This window comes from Lederbergia galactosidilytica, from assembly GCF_017873565.1.
In the GTDB taxonomy this organism is placed as follows: Bacteria; Bacillota; Bacilli; order Bacillales; family Bacillaceae_C; genus Lederbergia; species Lederbergia galactosidilytica.
Map to the genome: position 1 here is coordinate 1 of NZ_JAGGKH010000002.1, position 21,192 is coordinate 21,192.

General features: G+C 36.4%; 18 protein-coding genes and 1 riboswitch. Of the genes, 17 read left to right on the forward strand and 1 reads right to left on the reverse strand.

The annotated features are described in order from the left end of the window. Window positions 1–119 precede the first annotated feature (119 nt). The 13 genes from metA (at window position 120) to metE (ending at window position 16,313) form a co-directional block, all read left to right on the forward strand. Window positions 120–1,025 (forward strand): homoserine O-acetyltransferase MetA, encoded by a 906-nt coding sequence (gene metA / locus J2Z23_RS01925; protein WP_057989342.1) that lies wholly within the window; start codon window positions 120–122, stop codon window positions 1,023–1,025. Window positions 1,026–1,437: 412 nt separating this feature from the next. After that, the gene (rlmN, locus tag J2Z23_RS01930; RefSeq protein ID WP_057989344.1) at window positions 1,438–2,508 is read left to right on the forward strand and encodes a dual-specificity RNA methyltransferase RlmN; all 1,071 of its coding nucleotides are present in this window, start codon (window positions 1,438–1,440) and stop codon (window positions 2,506–2,508) included. Window positions 2,509–3,199: 691 nt separating this feature from the next. Continuing rightward, window positions 3,200–3,799: an adenylyl-sulfate kinase gene (gene cysC / locus J2Z23_RS01935; RefSeq protein ID WP_057989346.1), complete on the forward strand. Its 600-nt coding sequence runs from the start codon at window positions 3,200–3,202 to the stop codon at window positions 3,797–3,799. A gap of 129 nt (window positions 3,800–3,928) precedes the next feature. Further along, entirely contained in the window at window positions 3,929–4,654 is a 726-nt protein-coding gene (locus tag J2Z23_RS01940; RefSeq protein ID WP_209973111.1) for a phosphoadenylyl-sulfate reductase, read from the forward strand. Between the two features lie 23 nt (window positions 4,655–4,677). Next, the gene (sat, locus tag J2Z23_RS01945; protein ID WP_209973112.1) at window positions 4,678–5,820 is read left to right on the forward strand and encodes a sulfate adenylyltransferase; all 1,143 of its coding nucleotides are present in this window, start codon (window positions 4,678–4,680) and stop codon (window positions 5,818–5,820) included. A gap of 31 nt (window positions 5,821–5,851) precedes the next feature. After that, window positions 5,852–6,628: a uroporphyrinogen-III C-methyltransferase gene (gene cobA / locus J2Z23_RS01950; protein WP_057989352.1), complete on the forward strand. Its 777-nt coding sequence runs from the start codon at window positions 5,852–5,854 to the stop codon at window positions 6,626–6,628. Window positions 6,629–6,646: 18 nt separating this feature from the next. After that, the gene (locus tag J2Z23_RS01955; RefSeq protein WP_209973114.1) at window positions 6,647–7,402 is read left to right on the forward strand and encodes a sirohydrochlorin chelatase; all 756 of its coding nucleotides are present in this window, start codon (window positions 6,647–6,649) and stop codon (window positions 7,400–7,402) included. Between the two features lies 1 nt (window position 7,403). Next, window positions 7,404–8,021: an NAD(P)-binding protein gene (locus tag J2Z23_RS01960; protein WP_057989357.1), complete on the forward strand. Its 618-nt coding sequence runs from the start codon at window positions 7,404–7,406 to the stop codon at window positions 8,019–8,021. Then, complete coding sequence (locus J2Z23_RS01965) at window positions 8,014–8,160, forward strand: YezD family protein (RefSeq protein ID WP_082881281.1); 147 nt, start codon at window positions 8,014–8,016, stop codon at window positions 8,158–8,160. Before J2Z23_RS01960 ends, J2Z23_RS01965 begins: the two co-directional genes overlap by 8 nt. A gap of 44 nt (window positions 8,161–8,204) precedes the next feature. Further along, entirely contained in the window at window positions 8,205–10,016 is a 1,812-nt protein-coding gene (locus J2Z23_RS01970) for an assimilatory sulfite reductase (NADPH) flavoprotein subunit (protein WP_209973116.1), read from the forward strand. A gap of 23 nt (window positions 10,017–10,039) precedes the next feature. Further along, window positions 10,040–11,764, forward strand: coding sequence for an assimilatory sulfite reductase (NADPH) hemoprotein subunit (gene cysI / locus J2Z23_RS01975; RefSeq protein ID WP_209973118.1), 1,725 nt, complete (start codon window positions 10,040–10,042; stop codon window positions 11,762–11,764). A gap of 132 nt (window positions 11,765–11,896) precedes the next feature. Next, window positions 11,897–12,003, forward strand: a riboswitch (SAM riboswitch). Between the two features lie 153 nt (window positions 12,004–12,156). Beyond that, on the forward strand, window positions 12,157–14,001 hold the full coding sequence (locus tag J2Z23_RS01980; RefSeq protein ID WP_209973120.1) for a bifunctional homocysteine S-methyltransferase/methylenetetrahydrofolate reductase: 1,845 nt from the start codon (window positions 12,157–12,159) through the stop codon (window positions 13,999–14,001). A gap of 26 nt (window positions 14,002–14,027) precedes the next feature. Continuing rightward, window positions 14,028–16,313, forward strand: coding sequence for a 5-methyltetrahydropteroyltriglutamate--homocysteine S-methyltransferase (metE, locus tag J2Z23_RS01985; protein ID WP_064467997.1), 2,286 nt, complete (start codon window positions 14,028–14,030; stop codon window positions 16,311–16,313). A gap of 234 nt (window positions 16,314–16,547) precedes the next feature. Here the strand turns inward: metE and J2Z23_RS01990 are convergent, their stop codons facing one another. Continuing rightward, the gene (locus J2Z23_RS01990; RefSeq protein ID WP_057989368.1) at window positions 16,548–17,180 is read right to left on the reverse strand and encodes a metal-dependent hydrolase; all 633 of its coding nucleotides are present in this window, start codon (window positions 17,178–17,180) and stop codon (window positions 16,548–16,550) included. 434 nt (window positions 17,181–17,614) lie between these two features. On the opposite strand from J2Z23_RS01990, the gene J2Z23_RS01995 reads away from it, so the two are divergent. From J2Z23_RS01995 to J2Z23_RS02010, 4 genes are all read left to right on the forward strand, one after another. Continuing rightward, entirely contained in the window at window positions 17,615–18,367 is a 753-nt protein-coding gene (locus J2Z23_RS01995; protein WP_209973122.1) for an exodeoxyribonuclease III, read from the forward strand. Next, a complete protein-coding gene (locus J2Z23_RS02000; RefSeq protein WP_057989372.1) occupies window positions 18,367–19,215 on the forward strand; it encodes an SDR family oxidoreductase in 849 nt (282 codons plus the stop codon). The genes J2Z23_RS01995 and J2Z23_RS02000 overlap by 1 nt, the downstream gene beginning before the upstream one ends. Window positions 19,216–19,299: 84 nt before the next feature. Next, a complete protein-coding gene (locus J2Z23_RS02005) occupies window positions 19,300–20,346 on the forward strand; it encodes an HIT domain-containing protein (RefSeq protein WP_238482572.1) in 1,047 nt (348 codons plus the stop codon). Window positions 20,347–20,525: 179 nt separating this feature from the next. After that, on the forward strand, window positions 20,526–20,954 hold the full coding sequence (locus J2Z23_RS02010; RefSeq protein WP_057989374.1) for a cell wall hydrolase: 429 nt from the start codon (window positions 20,526–20,528) through the stop codon (window positions 20,952–20,954). Window positions 20,955–21,192: the final 238 nt, after the last annotated feature.

The following is a 21,192-nucleotide window of genomic DNA, read 5'->3' on the forward strand; positions in this document are numbered from 1 at the left end:
AACCTTAAAATTCAGGGGGTGGCAAGTTTTTTGCATTCATTCCCCTATAAATCAAGGGGTTATTAACTTTTTACTATAGATTATTTGACAATACGTTTATAGTTAAGGGGGGATATGATTTGCCTATAAATATACCGGGGAAAATGCCAGCTAGGGAAATATTAGAAGAAGAAAAAATATTTGTTATGGATGAAGACAGGGCAGTGGCGCAAGATATCCGTCCATTAAATATTTTAATATTGAATTTGATGCCAGAGAAACAAAAGACTGAAGTACAGTTATTGCGCTTATTAGGAAATTCACCTTTACAAGTTAATGTATCTTTTTTACATATGGCTACGCATCAATCCAAAACAGTGAATAAAACACATTTAGACGAATTTTATACAACGTTCTCTGAAGTAAAAAGCAAATATTTTGATGGAATGATTATTACAGGTGCCCCAATTGAACATTTACCTTTTCAAGAAGTGACATATTGGGAAGAATTAAAAGAGATTATGGAGTGGACAAAAAGCCGTGTTACGTCTACTATGCATATCTGTTGGGGGGCACAAGCAGCCTTATATTACCATTATGGCATCGACAAATATGAATTAAAGGAAAAATGTTCAGGGATTTATGAACATGAATTAATGTATCCTAAATTAAAATTGGTGCGAGGGTTTGACGATATATTTTTAGCTCCTCACTCACGTAATACAAGCGTCAGTGAAATTGAAATTGAAGAGCATCCCGAGTTGTTGCTCGTTTCAAAAGGTGAAGCAGGCCCATTTATGATCATGTCGAAAGACGAGAAAAATATTATGATCACAGGGCATTTAGAATATGATGCGACAACATTAGCAGAGGAATATGAAAGAGACCTAAATAAGGGTATTTCAATACAACCACCGGAAAACTATTTTCCAAATAATGACCATACTAAAAAGCCTCTTCATGCATGGCGTTCACATAGCTATTTACTTTTTTCAAATTGGCTAAATTATTATGTTTATCAGGAAACGCCATATGAGTGGAAATGAGAAACTCTTCAAAAATTCATGCAATTAAGCAAGTGGAAAAAACGCATCGTTTTTCTCCATTTGCTTTTTTTATTTTTCAGCATTTTATACGCCCACATACGACAAGTCTTGCTTTTTACTTATTAGTGTTATAAACCAGCCCCATTTACATCTTGTTAAGACTTATCATGCTTATCCATGTCATTAATATCTCTCCCAATAAAATCTTTCGCGAAGTTAAATTCAAACCCCGTTATCTCGAGTATTCTTAAGGACGGGAAAGTGCAAAATTGTCCAAGGGCATCTTGCTTTTTACTTTCAGATTAAGCACATAAAAATATTTCCTGAAAAACCAATTATAGAAAGGTTGTTTCCTTTTCTAAAGCCTAGTATTATAATAACTACATGTAATTTTGGAAAAGAGGTATTTATAGTGAAACAATCGATTTACGGTTTAACGATCGATCAACTAACAGAATGGTTATTAGAAAAAGGACAGAAGAAGTTTCGAGCTGAACAAATATGGGATTGGTTATATAGAAAAAGAGTTACCAACTTTTCCGATATGAAAAATATTAATAAAGAATGCTTACAATTATTGGAAGAACATTTTACAATACAAACATTGAAACAATCAGTTAAACAGGAATCTGCGGATGGGACTATTAAGTTTCTTTTTGAGATGCAAGATGGTAATTTAATTGAAACAGTTTTAATGAGCTTTTCTTATGGGCTCTCTGTATGTGTCACAACTCAGGTCGGATGTAATATTGGCTGTAGTTTCTGTGCAAGCGGGTTGCTTAGGAAAAATAGAGATCTAAATAGCGGCGAAATCGTTGAACAAATTATGAAAGTACAACAACATCTTGATCAAAAAGGAAAAGATGAACGTGTTAGCCATATTGTTGTGATGGGAATCGGCGAACCATTTGATAATTATCAAAATCTGATGAGTTTCCTGCGTGTAGTCAATCATCCAAAAGGACTAGCCATTGGCGCAAGACATATTACAGTCTCAACAAGTGGTCTCGCTCATAAAATCCGTGACTTTGCCGATGAAAATTTACAGGTGAACTTAGCTCTATCTCTTCATGCGCCAAACGATGAGTTAAGAACGCAAATTATGAAAATCAACAAAGCGTTCCCAATTGAAAAATTAATGGCCGCTCTAGATTATTATTTAGAACGAAATAATCGTAGGGTGACGATTGAATACATTTTATTAAAGGATGTTAATGATCATATTGAAGAAGCAACACAGTTAGCAAAATTACTTTATGATAAGCGCCATCTAACTTATGTGAATCTTATCCCTTATAATCCGGTTAATGAACATATTCAATATGAAAGAAGTGAACATAAAGATATTATGGCCTTCTATGATACTTTAAAGAAAAATGGTATTCAATGTGGTGTTCGTCATGAACAGGGAGCTGATATTGACGCAGCTTGTGGTCAATTAAGAAGTAAACAAATAAAGAAAAACAAAGCTCGTGCAATCTAATTGGTATGCTGGCCAATCTACACGGGCAAAAAGGCCCTAACTTTATAGCAAGCAAGTGGGAAGTTTGTCCACTTGCTTTTTATATATTCTGATACCGTACTGAAAAGATGAAGTATAAATCTTCAAGCAAATGAAAGTTATAATACTTATGGAGATGTCGGCTGTTCCCGTTACGTCCTGTGACCACCGCTGAAACTAGAACTTCGTATCCACGTTGGAACCTCATTGCACGAAAAGGCTCTTTTATCCCCTGAGAAAAGGCGCATCCATTTGCAGTATCAACCACTATATAAGCTATATCACATTCCACATTATTTTCCCACGATCCTTTATTTTCTATATTGAATTAAATATCTATACCTACTGTCACATATATTGATGTCTGTCATAGCATGGGCATTAGAAAAGATCTTACTAAAACATTCATCATTATTCTCTTATTAAAGCATTTTATATCCACAAAACCAAGTAAGGTGATAAGTTTAAAAATAAATTCAAAAAATTGTTGACATTCATCTTTTCACCCTGTAATATGAATGACAACTTTAATATTCACAAAAGAATAATTATGCTGATTAGTCAACTAAAGGCATCTTTATAAATTGGTATCGATCAGTTTATAAGGGTGCTTTATTTATAAAAATAGACTAATTTGAACATTTTATTACGTTTCGTTTTGGGAGAGTGAACAATGAATATAATCTGGCATGAATCTGAAGTGTCTAAAGAAAATCGGCAAAAATTAAAACACCATAAAAGTGCAATTATTTGGTTTACTGGACTTTCAGGAGCAGGAAAATCAACCATTTCATCTGCCTTAGAAAAGGAGTTATTTAGTAAGAGCATCCACACCTATCGCCTAGACGGTGATAATATTCGGCACGGATTAAACAAAGATTTAGGATTTAAGCAGGAAGATCGGCAAGAAAATATTAGGAGAATTGGTGAAGTATCGAAATTACTCGTAGATGCTGGTTTACTAACTTTAACAGCTTTTATTTCTCCTTACAGAACAGATCGGGATCTAGTTCGGGGAATGGTTGAAACTGATGAAATGATTGAAGTTTATGTAAAAGCTAGTTTAGAAACATGTGAGGCAAGAGATCCCAAAGGGCTTTATGAGAAGGCGCGCAGAGGAGAAATTAAAGATTTTACAGGTATAGATGCTCCATATGAAGAACCGATAAACCCAGAAATAGTTTTAGATACAAATAATATTGGTGTAAAAGAATCGGTTGCAATTATCGTGGAATATTTACAAAGTAATGGATATATAGGATGTGAGAAATAAAGGTAAAAATTTTACTTTAAATCATACTTAACCTATAGGAAAAATGGTGTAGTTACCTGTTGCTGACTATGAAAATAGAGGCAATGATCTCTTATCACTTTCTATCAAAAAGCAACGGAGGTGAGATCGTTGACAAAATTAACATATGACACATGGGTCGAACCGACAAATGAATTTATTGTTGACTCTCAATATAAAGGAGCATTAAAGGTTCTAAACTGGGCCTATGAGATGTATGATGAACAGCTTATTTACTCTTGCAGTTTTGGAATTGAAGGGATTGTTCTAATTGATATAATTTCGAAAATTAAACCGACAGCTAAAATTGTATTTTTAGATACTGGATTACATTTTCCAGAAACTTATGAATTAATCGAAGCCGTAAAGCGGAAATATCCTACCCTCAGGATTGAAATGAAAAAACCCGCCTTATCTGTTCAAGAACAAGCAGATCAATATGGAGAGGAACTATGGAAAAGGCAACCTGATCGATGTTGCTATATGCGGAAAGTTATTCCACTAAGAGACACTTTATCCAATTCGACTGCTTGGATATCCGGGCTAAGGAGAGAACAATCACCTACTAGAAAAAATACAAACTTTATCAATAAAGATGAGACTTTCCAATCAGTAAAAATTTGCCCCCTTATTCATTGGTCATGGAAAGATATTTGGAATTATGTGAAGGAAAATCAATTGCAATATAATCCACTTCATGATCAGGACTATCCAAGTATTGGTTGCTGGCCATGCACAGTACAGGGTGATATGGAAACAGGTTCAAGATCTGGTCGTTGGGTAAATCAAGGAAAAACAGAGTGTGGCCTACATCTAAATAATAATCCAAGTAAATAAAGCATAATAGGAGGAGATCAAAAATGAGTTTGAGTCTGCCACATGGTGGAAAACTGATTGACCGTTGGGATCCATCATACGATATTACTGATATTGAACAATCGATAGAATTAGATGATACAGCTTTAAGTGATCTGGAGTTAATAGGAGTAGGGGCCTATAGTCCTTTAAGAGGTTTTTTAAGTGAGCAAGACTACAATTCCGTTTTAACAGACATGAGATTAGTAACAGGAGAACCGTGGTCAATCCCTATTACTTTAGCAACAACAGAAAAAAACGCTCAAAATATAAACCGCGGACAATTCATAAAACTTGAGAAAAAAGAGATTGTCTATGGAGTTATTCAAGTAGAAGATATCTATCAACCAGATAAAGAAAAGGAAGCTGAACTTGTCTATCAAACTGTTGATCGCGAACACCCGGGAGTAAAAAAACTATTTGAACGTGATGCCATTTATATAGGTGGAGAAATCACGCTAATTAGGCGAAGTGAAAAGGGCATTTTTTCTGATTATCTATATGATCCAGCAGAAACACGTAAGAAATTTCGTGAGCTTGGCTGGAACACGGTAGTTGGTTTTCAAACTAGGAATCCAGTTCACCGTGCACATGAGTATATTCAAAAGACAGCATTAGAAATTGTTGATGGTCTCTTTTTACAACCACTTGTTGGGCAAACAAAACAAGATGATATTCCAGCAGATGTACGTTTGGAAAGTTATCAAGTATTACTAGATAACTACTATTCAAAGGATCATGTGTTTTTGGGTGTATTTTCAGCTGCAATGAGATATGCAGGTCCTCGTGAAGCTGTTTTCCATGCGATGGTAAGGAAAAATTTTGGATGTACCCATTTTATAGTTGGTCGTGATCACGCTGGTGTAGGTAATTATTATGGTACTTATGACGCTCAAAAAATATTTAGTCATTTTTCAAAAGAAGAGTTAGGGATTACTTTATTATTTTTTGAACATAGTTTTTTCTGTAAGAAATGCGATAGTATGGCTACATCTAAAACATGCCCACATGATGCAAGTTTCCACGAAATCCTATCTGGAACAAAAGTAAGAGAAAAACTAAGAAGTGGCGAATCACTCCCATCCACATTTAGTCGCCCGGAAGTTGTTGATATCTTAATTTCAGGGCTCCGAGAAAAAGTTGTTTAAGCAAAAGATAGTGAAGGGGGTTCAGTCTATTATGGGGAAAGTCTTTATTGTTGGAGCAGGGCCTGGAGATATAGATTTAATCACTGTTAAAGGACTTAATTGTATTAAAACAGCTGATGTTATTTTGTATGATCGCCTAATCAATAAAGAGCTGTTATTACATGCTAAAAAAGGTGCTGAACTTATTTTCGTTGGTAAAATTCCCGGATTCCATCAAAATAAACAAGAAATAATCAATCAGCAACTTGTAGAATTTGCGAAAAGAGGAAAAATGGTTACACGCTTAAAAGGAGGAGACCCCTTTATTTTTGGCCGTGGGGCAGAAGAAGCGCAAACTTTGGCTAAACACAAAATTCCTTTTGAAATAGTGCCTGGGATAACTTCAGGGATTGCGGCTCCCGCGTATGCGGGAATTCCGGTCACCCATCGTGATTTCAGCTCTAGTTTTGCCATTATTACCGGGCATACAAGACCAGGCAATGACGATACGATACAGTGGAAATACTTAGCTCTTGGGGTAGATACACTTGTCATTTATATGGGTGTTGGACAGTTAGCCAATATTTGTCACCAACTCATAGGGGCTGGACGCTCTCCGCATACCCCAGTAGCAATGATTTATTGGGGTACAACCAATATACAAAAAACAATAACTGGAACACTTGCCACAATAAACGAGATAGCTATTGATGAAAAAATGAAGAATCCAAGTATGATTATAATCGGTGAAGTTGTTCGTTTGCGTGATAACATTCAATGGTTCGAACAAACACTACAATCTTATGATCAATTACCAGTCATTGGATAAAAAGGAGGATTGAATATTATGCAAGCTGTCCTCTATATCAGTCACGGAAGCCGTTCCCAAGAGGGAGTACAAGAGGCTATCAAGTTTATCGATCAATGCCGCAAGAAAGTAAATTTGAAAATACAAGAAATTTGTTTCCTAGAGCTTGTTAGTCCAAGTATAGCCGAGGGGATTTCAAGATGTGTTAAACGAGGGGCAACTCATATTGCGGTTGTTCCTATCCTTTTGTTAACGGCGGTTCATGCTAAAAAAGATATCCCTGTTGCATTGGAGAAAGCAAAAAAGATTTATCCCCAAATTGAGTTTTCGTATGGCTCACCATTGGGAGTCCATCCGCGATTACTAGAATGTCTGTATGATCAAATAGAACAAGAAAGAGAAGAGGGTCTTAGGGATTCAACAATCCTACTTGTTGGCCGAGGAAGTAGTGACCCAGCTGTTAAGAGTGACTTAACTGAAATCGCTAGTCAGTTTGAACAAATGTATGATTTACCCAATGTTCATACATGTTTTCTTTATGGAGCAAGCCCGAAATTTGATGATGCGCTGCTGAAACTGATCGAGGGAGAAAAAAAACAGATATTTATCCTACCTTATTTGTTTTTTAGTGGATTGCTAATGAATGGGATAAAACAAAAGATTGCGGAAGCAGATAATGATTCTAAACAATTAATTCTTTGTAAAACACTAGGGCATCATCCAGTTGTACCTAATATTCTCTCAGAGCGTATAGATGAATTGCTTCAGTATAAAGAAAAGCAATGGGTGATGTAATATGGCTTCCTATCCAATTATGCTCCAATTATCAGGTAAGCATGCTGTAGTTATTGGTGGTGGTTCAGTTGCTTTGCGTAAAGTGATAGATCTACTAGAAGCGAATGCTAGTGTAAAAGTTGTCAGTCCCTCCCTTCACTCCAAACTTTATCCCTATTATAAGGGCCAAAAAATCCAATGGATTAAAAGGGAATTTATTCCATCGGATATAGATAATGCTTATCTCGTGATCGCAGCCACGAATCAAAGGCTGGTAAATCAAAAAGTCAGCATGTCTGTAACAGATGGGCAGTTGCTTAATGTAGTAGATCAACAAGAAGATGGAAACTTCCATATTCCAGCAAAATTATCAAGGGGAGATTTAATCATTACTGTCTCAACGAATGGAGCCAGTCCTTATCTTTCCAAAACAATCCGCAACGAGATTGGTGAAATTTATGATCAGTCAATGGAAGGATATCTTAAGTTTCTTTCACAAGCTCGACGAATCGTTAAAAAGCATGTGAAGGATATGAGACGAAGAAAAGCACTATTAAAAGAAATAACACATAAAGATTATCGCAACTCAACGGAAAAGCAAAAAGTTTTTTTAGAAAGGATGAGTGATTCCAATGAGTAAGCAAAAGGAAAATTTGGAACAAGCGATTGAGGTTGTAAAAGAATACCTCAATACGATGAAATATGGTTCTATAACATTAATTGTACAAGATCAACATGTAGTACAAATTGAAAAGAATGAAAAAGTTCGCTTGAAATAGCGAGAAAATAAGTATTTGATTTTAATGTGTGAGGTGGATGTTTTTTGCAACTTCAAGCAATCAATAGTCCTTTTAGCCAAGAGCAAATTGAGGTATTGAATCAAATTCTACCTACCTTAACAGAAGGACAACAATTATGGTTAAGTGGATATTTAACTGCATATCATGGCAATACAGCGTTAGAAGTGAAACCAGGAATAGCAACTCAGATTCAAACCAGTACGAAAGAAGTGACTATCCTTTATGGTTCCCAAACAGGAAACTGCCAAAGATTGGCAGGTGAGCTATCAGAAACATTAGGGAGTCAAGGGTATAAAATCACCCTTTCTTCTATGAATGAATTTAAAACAAATCGCTTAAAAAAGCTCTCATATTTATTTCTTATTGTCAGTACTCAAGGGGAGGGAGATCCCCCGGATAACGCGATTTCCTTTTATGAGCATTTATTTAGTCGAAGAGCTCCGAAATTGGATGATTTATCCTTTTCTGTTCTTTCTCTTGGAGATAGCTCATATGAGTTCTTTTGTGAAACGGGGAAAAAAATCGATCAACGATTGGAAGAGCTAGGGGCGAAAAGAGTAACTCCAAGGGTTGATTGTGATTTAGATTTTGATGACCCAGCAGCTGAATGGCTAAGTACAGTTGTAAAATATTTAAATGAAACTGGAGAATCCTCCTCCAATTTACCGCAATCCTTAAGTTCAAATTCAATTTTATCTAGTAGCTCAACCTATTCGCGAAGAAATCCTTTTAAGGCAGAAGTGTTAGAGAATATAAATTTAAATGGTCGTGGTTCAAATAAAGAAACGCGACATCTTGAATTATCAATCGAAGGATCTGGTTTTACTTTTAAACCAGGAGATAGTTTAGGAATATACCCAGAAAATAGGCCTGAAATTGTTGAGCTAATTATAAATGAAATGGGATGGAACCAAGATGATTTAGTTCCGTTCAACCAACAAGGGGAAACTTGTTCCCTTGAAGAAGCTTTAAAACATCATTATGAGTTGACTGTTTTAACAAAACCTTTACTAGAAAAGTTATCACAGATACATTCAAATGAAAGACTGACAAAACTTGTTCATCCAGAAAACAAACAGGAGCTTAGAACTTATATCGAAGGGCGAGATCTTGTTGATGTTATTCACGACTTTGCACCATGGGATTTAAAAGCCGACCAATTTGTTACCATTTTAAGAAAAATCCCAGCACGTTTATATTCAATTGCAAGTAGCTACGAAGCAAACCCTGAAGAAGTACATCTTACGATTGGGGCGGTGCGCTATGATGCTCATAACCGAGCCCGTCATGGAGTTTGTTCTATTCAGTGTGCAGAGCGTATTCAACCTGGGGATTATTTACCTGTCTATATTCATGAAAACCCTAATTTTCATTTACCAGAAAATCCGGGTGATCCAATTATTATGATTGGCCCTGGTACGGGTATAGCTCCTTTTAGGTCCTTTCTTGAGGAAAGAGAGGCACTCGAAGCTCCAGGGGAAAATTGGTTGTTCTTTGGTGATCAACATTATGTGACAGATTTTCTTTATCAAGTCGATTGGCAAAGATGGCTAAAAACAGGTGTACTCACAAAGATGGATATAGCCTTCTCTCGTGACACTGAAGAAAAAGTCTATGTGCAACATCGTATGTTAGAAAACAAACAGGAAATTTATAAATGGCTTAAAGAAGGTGCCTATATATATATTTGTGGGGATGAGAAACATATGGCACAAGATGTTCATAAAACACTTCTGCAGATTTTAGAAGAGGAAGGTGGAATGACAGCAGATGAAGCAGATGGATATCTCGCTCAATTATTAAAAGATAAACGCTATCAACGTGATGTTTATTAATACTTGAAAGGAGAGGGGATCACTTGACAAAAGATCGATACCCATCTACACAAGATGGACCACCTAGCGATGTGGAACGAATTAAAATAGAGAGTAATTATTTACGGGGTTCTCTTGCAGAAACACTAGAAGATGTAATGAGTGCAGGCATTCCTGATGATGATAATCGTTTAATGAAATTTCACGGAAGTTATTTACAAGATGATCGAGATCTTCGAGTTGAAAGGCAGAAACAAAAATTAGAACCAGCTTATCAATTTATGGTACGAGTTAGAGCAGCTGGCGGTGTTGTATCAGCCAATCAATGGCTTGTGATCGATGAACTAGCAAATAAATATGCCAACGGAAGCATTAAACTTACGACAAGACAATCTTTTCAAATGCACGGGATTTTGAAATGGAATATGAAAAAAGCTTTTAAAGAAATTAATGAAGCATTAATGGAAACCCTTGCTGCATGTGGAGATGTCAATCGAAATGTGATGTGTAGTCCAAATCCATATATTTCAGAAGTCCATATGGAAGTATACGAGTGGGCGAAGAAATTAAGTCAATATCTTTCCCCGCAAACAAAGGCTTATCACGAAATATGGCTAGACAATGAAAAAGTTGTAGATACCTCTAAGAACTCTGAAGAAGTTGAACCGATTTATGGTCCCACTTACTTACCACGAAAATTCAAAATCGGTATTGCTGTTCCGCCATCTAATGATGTGGATGTATATTCACAGGACCTTGGATTTATTGCCATTGTTGAGAAGCAGCAACTTCAAGGTTTCAATATAACTGTTGGTGGAGGGATGGGCTCTACACATGGGGATAAAGCAACATACCCCCAAATTGGGAGAGTCATTGGATTTTGTAAGCCTGAAGAAGTAATTGATGTTGCAGAAAAGATTGTTACGATTCAACGGGACTACGGTAATCGTTCTGTAAGGAAAAATGCACGATTTAAATATACAATTGATAAACGGGGGATCCCTTGGTTAATTGACGAATTACATTCGCGACTTGGCTGGGAATTACAACCAGCAAGATTTTTTCAGTTTGATCATAATCGGGATCGTTATGGCTGGGTTAAAGGTCTGAATGACCAATGGCATTTTACTTTATTTATCCAAAATGGCCGAGTTAAAGACTGGGAGCACTATAAACTTATGACCGGTTTACGCGAAATAGCAAAAGTTCATACAGGAGATTTTCGATTAACTCCGAATCAAAATTTAATTATTGGAAATATATCAGAAAGTTTAAAACCACAGATAGAAACGTTGATTCAACAATATGGTTTAACAGACGGAGAGCATTATAGTGCATTGCGTAGAAATTCAATGGCCTGTGTCGCTTTTCCAACATGTGGGCTGGCGATGGCTGAGTCTGAACGGTATTTACCATCTTTACTTGATAAAATTGATCTGATATTAGATGAGGCAGGACTTCGCGAGGAAGAAATTGTTATTCGTATGTCTGGGTGTCCGAATGGGTGTTCTAGACCCGCGTTAGCAGAAATTGGTTTTGTCGGAAAAGCCCCTGGGAAATATAATGTCTATTTAGGTGGTGGCTTTACTGGTGATCGTTTAAATAAACTGTATCGCGAAAACATCGGTGAGAAGGAAATATTAAGCGAATTAGAACCAATTATCCACCAATTTGCGAAAGAACGGAAAGAAAAAGAAAAATTTGGAGACTTTGTCATCCGCGCAGGATATGTAAAAGAGGTTCATTCAGGTTTAGATTTTCACGATTAATAGATAAATAAAAATTTTAAAAATAATTTAAATTTACCCTTGTATTTTTAGCGGATTAATCCTATACTATTAGTAGAGTTAATTCTTAACCCTTAACGGATTAAGAAACAAAAAATTGAATAAATGATTTCATTCTTATCAAGAGAGGTCGAGGGAATGGCCCTAAGACGCCTCAGCAACCACCATTTTATGGAAAGGTGCTAAATCCAGCAAGTTGGAGACAACTTGAAAGATAAGAAGAATCCTTTTTATAGAAAAGGGCCTTCTTCTTGTCGGAGTAGGCTCTTTTTGCATGCAGGAGCATAAGTAGTTGACACCAAGAAAATGATTGAATGTCTTTAAGAAGCCATTACTCCAAACAGTTTTTTATCATATTTAGGGAGGGTTGTTTATTGGGATTACTAGAACGTCTCAAAAAGGAAATTTTAATTGGAGATGGTGCTGCCGGAACGCTTTTATATTCATATGGAATTGATCGGTGCTTTGATCAATTGAATCTTTCCAAACCTGATCAAGTTGTTAGGATACATGAGGCCTATGTGGATGCAGGAGCTGATGTAATACAAACGAATACGTATGGGGCCAATTATCTGAAGCTATCAAGGTATGGATTAGAAGAGGAAGTGACAAAAATAAATAGAGCCGCAGTCCGGCTTGCAAAGCAGGCTGCGGGTGGCGAAGCTTTTGTACTGGGAACCATCGGCGGTATACATGGGGCAGGTCTTCATTCTAGTGTGTCAGAAGAAATAAAACGGGGGTTTCGCGAACAGCTATATGCATTACTACTTGAGGGAGTAGATGGAATTATTTTAGAAACCTATTATGATTTAGATGAATTGACGACTGTTTTAAGGATGGCCCGTGATGAAACCAATTTGCCTATCATAGCAAATGTCTCGATGCATGAACCAGGTGTACTTCAGAACGGTACACCGCTTGAAGAAGCTTTGAAACAGCTCGATGTTTTAGGTGCTAATGTTGTTGGGATTAATTGTCGTCTTGGCCCTTATCACATGGTGAAAGCCTTAGAATCTGTACCACTTTCTAAAACAGCTTATTTAGCAGCCTATCCTAATGCCAGTTTGCCAGAATATGAAGATGGTAAATTTATATACAAAACAGAGCCTGATTACTTCACCGAAATTGTACGCAAGTTTCGTGATCAAGGAGTACGTTTAATTGGGGGTTGCTGTGGAACTACACCTGAACATATCCAGGCATTGGCAACAGGACGCCAATATTTAACACCGCTTGAAGAGAAGCAAATCATTAAACAAAAACCATTTGTGATAAAAACTGAAACTATCGACAAAGAACCATCTATCTTTGAAAAAGTTCAATCTGATCGGTCTATTATTGTCGAACTAGATACGCCTCGACATTTAGATACAGAACCTTTTTTTAGAGGCGCTGACGCCTTGAAGAGAGCTGGGGTCGATGGATTAACTTTAGCAGATAATTCATTAGCTTCACCAAGAATATGTAATGCTACTATGGCTTCGCTTGTTAAAAAGAAAGTTGGTTTAGACTCGCTTGTTCATATTACTTGCCGGGATCGAAATTTAATCGGATTACAATCACATCTCATGGGTCTACATACTGCTGGAATTCGTGATATTTTAGCTATTACAGGTGATCCGACGAAAATTGGAGATTTTCCGGGCGCAACATCGGTCTATGATGCAACATCGTTTGAATTAATTAAACTTATAAAGCAGTTTAATGAAGGCATTTCCTTTTCTGGAAAGTCTCTGAGAGAAAAAACACAATTCAAAGTTGCAGCGGCCTTTAACCCGAATGTTCGAAATATTGGGAAATCCGTCGAGAGAATGGAAAAAAAGATAAAGTATGGAGCAGATTATTTTTTAACCCAACCGGTCTTTTCTTTAGAAAAAATCCTGGAAGTTGGAGAAGCAACTAAACATATAACAGCACCTATTTACATTGGTATTATGCCTCTGGTTTCCGCCAGAAATGCTGAGTTTTTGCATAACGAAGTCCCAGGTATCAAACTTCCAGATGATATTAGAAGAAGAATGGCAAAAACAGAAGGAAAGCCAAGGCAGGCGAAGGAAGAGGGACTTGCGATTGCCAAAGAGTTAATTGATTCTGCATTTGGTTATTTTAAAGGATTTTATTTAATTACTCCTTTTATCCAATACGATTTATCTGTTGAATTAGCCACTTATATTCAAGAAAAAACGAAAAACAAGCAAAAAAAGCAATTACTACACTGAAAAGAAGGAACAGGGAGGATGCTCATATGACTCAAATCACTTCATCCAATATTGGTTATCCAAGAATTGGGGAACAACGCGAATGGAAAAAAGCATTAGAAAATTATTGGAATGGAAATATTTCTCAACAAGAATTATTAAAGATCACTAAGGAAATTCGTTTAAATGGTTTAAGAAAGCAGAAGGAATTGGGGATTGATCTAATTCCCGTAGGAGATTTTTCACTATATGATCACGTGTTGGATACAGCATTAATGTTTGGCATAGTTCCTCAACGATTTCAAAATAGTGGATTATCTGTGTCATCACTTGACACGTATTTTGCGATTGCTAGAGGAACAAGGGAAGCATTCGCTTCTGAAATGACTAAATGGTTTAATACAAATTATCATTATATTGTACCCGAATTTGATAACGCGAACCCGATTTTAGTAGAAAACCGACCTCTTCAATTGTACAAAGAGGCACAAGAAGAACTGGGAATAAAAGGAAAACCGGTTGTTTTGGGACCTATCTCCTTTTTGAAACTTGGTAAAGGATACAAAGAAACAGACTTCCCGAATTTATTGGAAAAGTTTCTTCCCTTATATATTCAAATTTTAAAAGAATTGGAAGCTGAAGGGGTAGAATGGGTACAAATAGATGAACCGATTTTAGTAACAGAGTTATCTGAAGGAGAGGTCCCTTTAATAGAACAAACCTATCAGAAGATTGCCGAGGCAGTGCCAAGCTTGAAAATTGCGCTACAAACTTATTTTGAGTCCATTCATCATTATAAAAAACTAATACATTTACCTGTTGCTGGTTTTGGATTAGATTTTGTTCATGGTGATGCATTAGAAGTAATCCGGCAATTTGGCTTCCCGCAAAATAAAGTTCTATTTGCCGGTATTATTGATGGAAGGAATGTTTGGCGAGTCGATTTGGAGCAAACTTGGGGGATGCTCGAGATCATTCAACAAATTGTTGAAAGAGACCGGATCATTATCCAGCCATCATGCTCATTAATACATGTTCCAATTAGTAAAAATTTGGAACAAACTTTAGATCCCATTATCAAAGCAAGCTTGTCTTTCGCAGATGAAAAATTAAAAGAAATTGCGATACTAGCAGATGGGTTAACAAGCGGTAAAGAGAAAATTCGTGATCAAATAAAAGAAAGTACGCTCGCCATTCAGCGATTAAATGAGTCCAATTATCGAGGTGATACAAAAGAGATTGATTTAGATGAAATTCAAGCAGACCGGAAAGCTGCATTCTCTCAAAGAATTTTAGAACAACAAGTAGCATTACAGCTTCCATTACTTCCGACCACTACAATCGGTAGTTTACCGCAAACAGCTGAAGTTCGGAAACAAAGATTACGCTGGAGAAAAGGCGATCTATCTAATGCAGAGTACGAGCAATTTATCAATAAAGAAATAAAGAAGTGGATAGAGATTCAAGAAGATATTGGACTTGATGTACTTGTTCATGGAGAATTCGAACGCACTGATATGGTGGAATATTTTGGTGAGAAGTTAAATGGGTTTCAGGTAACAAAATACGGCTGGGTTCAATCTTATGGATCACGCTGTGTAAAACCTCCATTAATATTTGGCGATGTTTCTTTCCGAAGTCCGATGACAGTCAAGGAGGTTAGCTACGCCCAAACATTGACAGATAAGCATGTAAAGGGAATGCTAACTGGTCCGGTTACCATTTTAAATTGGTCATTTGTCCGCGACGATATTTCTGAATTTGATGTACTAAATCAAATTGCTATTGCGCTACGCTCGGAAATTGAAGAACTAGAGGCCAAAAATATTAAAATCATTCAAGTAGATGAACCAGCATTGCGTGAAGGACTGCCGTTAAAGAAGATAAACTGGAGTACTTACCTAAATCATGCTGTCCATGCTTTTAAGCTAGCGACAGCAACAGTGGAAAATAGTACCCAAATTCATACTCATATGTGTTATTCGAGTTTTGGAGATATTTATGATGCGATAAATCGTTTAGATGCAGATGTCATTTCGATTGAAACATCAAGAAGTCATGGCGAACTGATTTCGACATTTGAAGAAAATACCTATGATAAGGAAATTGGATTAGGAGTTTATGATATTCATAGTCCGAGAGTACCAGCTAAAGAAGAATTAAAAGAAAATGTTCATCGTGCATTAGCTACTATTCCAGCAAAACAATTTTGGATTAATCCTGATTGTGGGTTAAAAACGAGAAAAGAAGAAGAAACAGTGGCTGCTCTAAAAGTTATGGTTGAAGTTGCCAAAGAAATTAGAGCGGAACAGCTGCAAACTCTGAAAAAATAAGATGTACTTAAGAGTAAACTACCGTCATTTTATTAAAAACTAGAATTATTAATTAGTTGGCGCAAATAAGCCGCTTTGGAAATGTACTTCATTTCCATTGGCGGCTAGTTGCGCCTTTCTATATTCCCCCACCTTCTCTAATATATTGTTCTCTATTTGTCAGTCCAGTTAGTTATGTAACAGGGTTTTCACATTTTTCATAAGCGGATGAATATCTGAAAATTGTATCCATCTTTATAATTCTATTTTTGAAAAAGGTAAAAATAGTTTAACACCCTTTCGATTTTTTGGTAGCCACTTCATATCTAAAATAAGATGACTTGCATAAGCAGCCACACACACAAACATCAGCCCATCCACTAAGATTTCTTTTTCCAAAAAGTAACCTAGAATAGAAAAGTAAAATAAGCCTAGAAGTGAATGAGTTAGGGAACGATGGGATAAGAGAGAAGCGATCACTATATAGATTCCTAGCAAGATTACCCATATACTTTCATAATAGAGACCGAGAATTCCAACGAGGATACCCGTTAATGTTAACATCCATTTTTGTTTAATAAAAAGGGGAGGGAAAATCAGAAGGCCACTCCCCAATAAAACCCCTAATTGCTTTGACCAGTATGTATGTGGGCTCGTAAAACTAGAGGACATTAAATAAAGGCCGATGAAACCTAGAAGAAGAATCGCCCATTTTTTATTAATCGATAGTTTTCGAGCTAAAACGCCAGAGACATCTAGATCTGGTACAAGGCCAGTAAATCCACCTAACAGGGTGAAGGAAGCTGTTGTGAGCCAATCTGCATTTGAGTATTGTGCAACTCCAAATCCAGTCAGACATCCTGTGATAAAATGTGTTTTTCCATCCATCTTACTCTTTCCTTTCTTAAACAATTATTCTATTATAACAAGCCGATCACTTGTTTGATAGATAGAAAAATGCCACAATATAAATTAAGTGAAATTTCTTTTTGGGCATGTATAGGTATTCAGGTAGAGAGAATTAGAGGAAAACCTGCATTAAGCCTATGATATTCTCTATAGTCTTTCAAAAAGCAGTATGGCGAAGACTAAATACATAACATTTGATGTAATGCCATTGACCTGCTTCGTAGCCGGCAACTAGACGGCCAAACTCAAAATAAGATGACTTTACTGGCGATTAGCACTATAGGAGTGCCATCTGCCTTCGATGACTTGTATTTTTAGATCCTAAGAAACTACCAATAATTTTGGCAGATGACCTACAATACTTCGAGACGGAGATTATGACCAAATAACACGACATAAAGGGGTAGCGGATAATGAAACTTATATCTTGGAATGTAAATGGGTTGCGGGCATGTGTTCGCAAAGGATTTTTGGACTTTTTCCATGAAATCAATGCGGATATTTTTTGTGTGCAAGAAACGAAATTACAAGAAGGACAAATCGAATTAGATTTAAATGGGTATTACCAGTATTGGAATTACGCACAAAAAAAAGGATATTCGGGAACGGCTATTTTTACAAAGATCAAGCCAATTTCTGTTAAATATGGAGTAGGAGAGGCAGAAGAAGAAGAGGAAGGTAGAATTATTACACTTGAATTTACAGATTTTTTCCTAATAAATGTTTATACACCTAATTCACAAAGAGATTTAGCTCGCTTGCCTTATCGCTTACAGTGGGAAGATAGGATGCTTCTATATATTAAAAAATTGGATCAAATTAAACCGGTTATTGTTTGTGGAGATTTAAACGTCGCCCATAGAGAAATTGATTTACGCAACGCTAAATCAAATCAAGGAAATTCAGGTTTTACTCTCGAAGAGCGAGGAAAATTTACCGATTTACTTAATAATGGATTTCTAGATACATTCCGATATTTTTATCCTGATCAAATAGGGGCATATACATGGTGGTCTTATATGAATAAAGTGAGGGAAAGAAATATCGGCTGGAGAATCGATTATTTTATTACGTCTGAAAGATTAAAAACTAGACTAATAGATACTCATATTCATTGCAATATTATGGGGAGCGATCATTGCCCAATTATGTTGGAGATGACGTAATGAATAGGCAAACGGTGTTAATTACAGGGGCATCAGGTGGGTTTGGATTATTTATGACAATGGAGTTAGTTAAGAGAAAGTTCCATGTTATCGCCACAATGAGAGATTTAAAGAAAAAGGATAACATAATAACGTTATGTAAACAGGAAGGTTTAGAAACTGAATTGATTGAGTTTTTTCCCTTAGACATTACTAAATCTGCTTCCATAAATAATCTGAGTGCCCATATTGCTCATTTGCCCTCAATAGATATTCTTATTAATAATGCTGGTTTCGCGTTAGGGGGATTTGCAGAGGAAGTCAGTTTGCGTGAATACAAAGAGCAATTTGAAACAAATTTCTTTGGGGCAATTGCATTAACCCAAGCGATTCTTCCCTATATGCGCGAACAAAAAAGTGGAAAGATTATAAATATGAGCAGCATTTCCGGAAAAATAGCTTTTCCCGGCTTATCACCTTATGTAGCTTCAAAACATGCTTTAGAAGGCTGGACAGAAAGTTTAAGACTGGAAGTTAAATCATTTGGAATTGATGTGGCTCTCGTTGAACCAGGTTCTTTTCAAACGAATATTTGGACTAAGGGGAAAAAAGTTGCTAAGCAATCACTTCTTTCCACCTCCCCATATGCATTAATAATGACAGCCATAGAAGCTGAGATGGACAAAGGAAGCGCAAACTATGAAGATCCACGTATTGTGGCAATTATGATCGCTGAACTTTGCACAAAACAAAAACTAAGCAAGCTAAGGTATCCGGTCGGTAAAGGGGTAAAGGGATTATTATTTTTTAAGAAAATTATCCCATGGAAATTATGGGAAAAGCTTGTGTTAGTTAAGTTAAATTTATAATGGAAAATCTTCGCTATTTATTGGAAAATACTGAAAATAATTGTTATATTCAAGATATGAGGAAGAGTTTTCTCTTCCTATGAAATGTTGGGAATAGAAAGGGATGGTGAAATGGAAATTAAGTTTAATAAACAAGAAGAAACTTTTTCTTTTTATAGTGGAAATGGAGATGCAATTAATCGAAAAACGGAAATTCGATTTGATCCACTAACGGGAGAAACCTCTCGAATTATCTTTGATGCTGGATTAACGCTAACACCGCCAGATTATTCCGAAGCTGCCAGACAAACAGGTGGTAAAAACTGTCCGTTTTGTTCTGAAAACATTTTTTATATGACACCTGTTTTCCCTAATAATATTACTAATAAAGGTCGAATTCAGCATGGTGAGGCGATTGTCTTTCCAAATTTGTTTCCGTATAGCAAACATAATGGTGTTGTTGTATTTTCTGGCCAACATTATGTCAAACTACAGGATTTTACGGCCGAGATGATTAAGAATGCTTTTTTAGCTGCTCAACATTATATTCAAAAGATTATTGAAACAGATTCCGCTGTAAAATACGTATCTATAAATTGGAATTATTTGCCCGAAGCCGGAGGAAGTATCCTGCATCCCCATTTACATGTCATTGGGTCAGAAACAGCAACGAATTATCAGCAGCAAGTGAATAATGCTGTACAGGCCTTTGAACAAACGAATGGCCATGCATTTTTCGAGCAGCTTAGTGTTGTTGAAAAGAAAATAGGTGAAAGATGGATTGGTGAAATTGGTGAGGTCGCTTGGATGCATGCTTTTGCGCCAAAGGGGCATAATGACTTTCTAGCCATATTCCGAAATAAGCAGTCTATTTTTGATATTTCACAAGATGATTGGGAGCATTTTGCTACTGGACTAAAATTAATTTTCAATGTGTTTAAAGAGCAGGGCTTTACAAGCTTTAATCTGCTAACCCATTTATCAGTCGATCCAAACGCGAAACAAACTCCTCATATGCGCATAATACCTCGTTTTACTATTGGGGGATTAAATACAAGTGATATTAATTATTTCCAAGCTTTACATCAGGAACCATTAAGTTATAAATATCCAGAAGCTATCGCGGAAATAGCACGTAAATATTTTAATTAATAAGAGTTGTTGACGATTGTCCCGATGAAGAAATGAGAAGTGAAGAAATGGAACTGCTTCTGTTCATTATTTAGCAAACTTATCACTTTTACTAATCAATAAGAATTCCCAGCTTTATCGTCAACAATCACTGCATCCTCCAATATGATGTGGATATAGAATTTTTTGGAGGTGGCGAAATGGCAGTTGTAAAAGCACGGACAGCAGATATTGATTTGTTAGCGAGATTATTAAGAGCTGAAGCTGAAGGGGAAGGGATACAAGGGATGATGATGGTCGGAAATGTGGGGATCAATCGTATTCGGGCAAATTGTTCCGATTTCAAGGGATTGCGAACGATTCCGGACATGGTTTATCAACCCCATGCTTTTGAAGCAGTTACCCATGGTTATTTTTATCAACGAGCTAGAGAGAGCGAACGAAAATTAGCAAGACGTGCGGTTAACGGAGAAAGGATTTGGCCAGCGAAATATAGTTTATGGTATTTTAGACCTGAAGGAGATTGTCCAGCAACTTGGTATGGGCAGCCTCTTGTAGCTCGTTACAAACTCCATTGTTTCTATGAACCAACTGGCGAAGAATGTGAAAATGTTTATCAAACTTTTTAAGAGATATTCAAGCACCATCTTAATTGAATACAGCTGTGATATTATTTATTCATGAAGTTTGCCGATAATAATAAGCACAAAGACCTCCCTAGGAGGTGATCTACAAGCATCTAAAATTGATGCTTGTTTTTTCATTCTGTAAAAGCTATATTTAAAAAGTATTTTAAAAAACTATAAAACTACATTCTAATAACTCATCCACTTAATTAGCACCAACTCTTAATTAAAGGAAACGCTC

Coding starts and splice junctions, on each gene's coding strand:
- J2Z23_RS02000 (WP_057989372.1), top strand. CDS start 18,367: ATGAATAGGCAAACGGTGTTAATTACAGGGGCATCAGGTGGGTTTGGA.
- J2Z23_RS02005 (WP_238482572.1), top strand. CDS start 19,300: ATGTTGGGAATAGAAAGGGATGGTGAAATGGAAATTAAGTTTAATAAA.
- J2Z23_RS01990 (WP_057989368.1), bottom strand. CDS start 17,180: ATGGATGGAAAAACACATTTTATCACAGGATGTCTGACTGGATTTGGA.
- J2Z23_RS01965 (WP_082881281.1), top strand. CDS start 8,014: ATGAGTAAGCAAAAGGAAAATTTGGAACAAGCGATTGAGGTTGTAAAA.
- J2Z23_RS01955 (WP_209973114.1), top strand. CDS start 6,647: ATGCAAGCTGTCCTCTATATCAGTCACGGAAGCCGTTCCCAAGAGGGA.
- metE (WP_064467997.1), top strand. CDS start 14,028: ATGACTCAAATCACTTCATCCAATATTGGTTATCCAAGAATTGGGGAA.
- J2Z23_RS01995 (WP_209973122.1), top strand. CDS start 17,615: ATGAAACTTATATCTTGGAATGTAAATGGGTTGCGGGCATGTGTTCGC.
- cobA (WP_057989352.1), top strand. CDS start 5,852: ATGGGGAAAGTCTTTATTGTTGGAGCAGGGCCTGGAGATATAGATTTA.
- J2Z23_RS01960 (WP_057989357.1), top strand. CDS start 7,404: ATGGCTTCCTATCCAATTATGCTCCAATTATCAGGTAAGCATGCTGTA.
- cysC (WP_057989346.1), top strand. CDS start 3,200: ATGAATATAATCTGGCATGAATCTGAAGTGTCTAAAGAAAATCGGCAA.
- J2Z23_RS02010 (WP_057989374.1), top strand. CDS start 20,526: ATGGCAGTTGTAAAAGCACGGACAGCAGATATTGATTTGTTAGCGAGA.
- sat (WP_209973112.1), top strand. CDS start 4,678: ATGAGTTTGAGTCTGCCACATGGTGGAAAACTGATTGACCGTTGGGAT.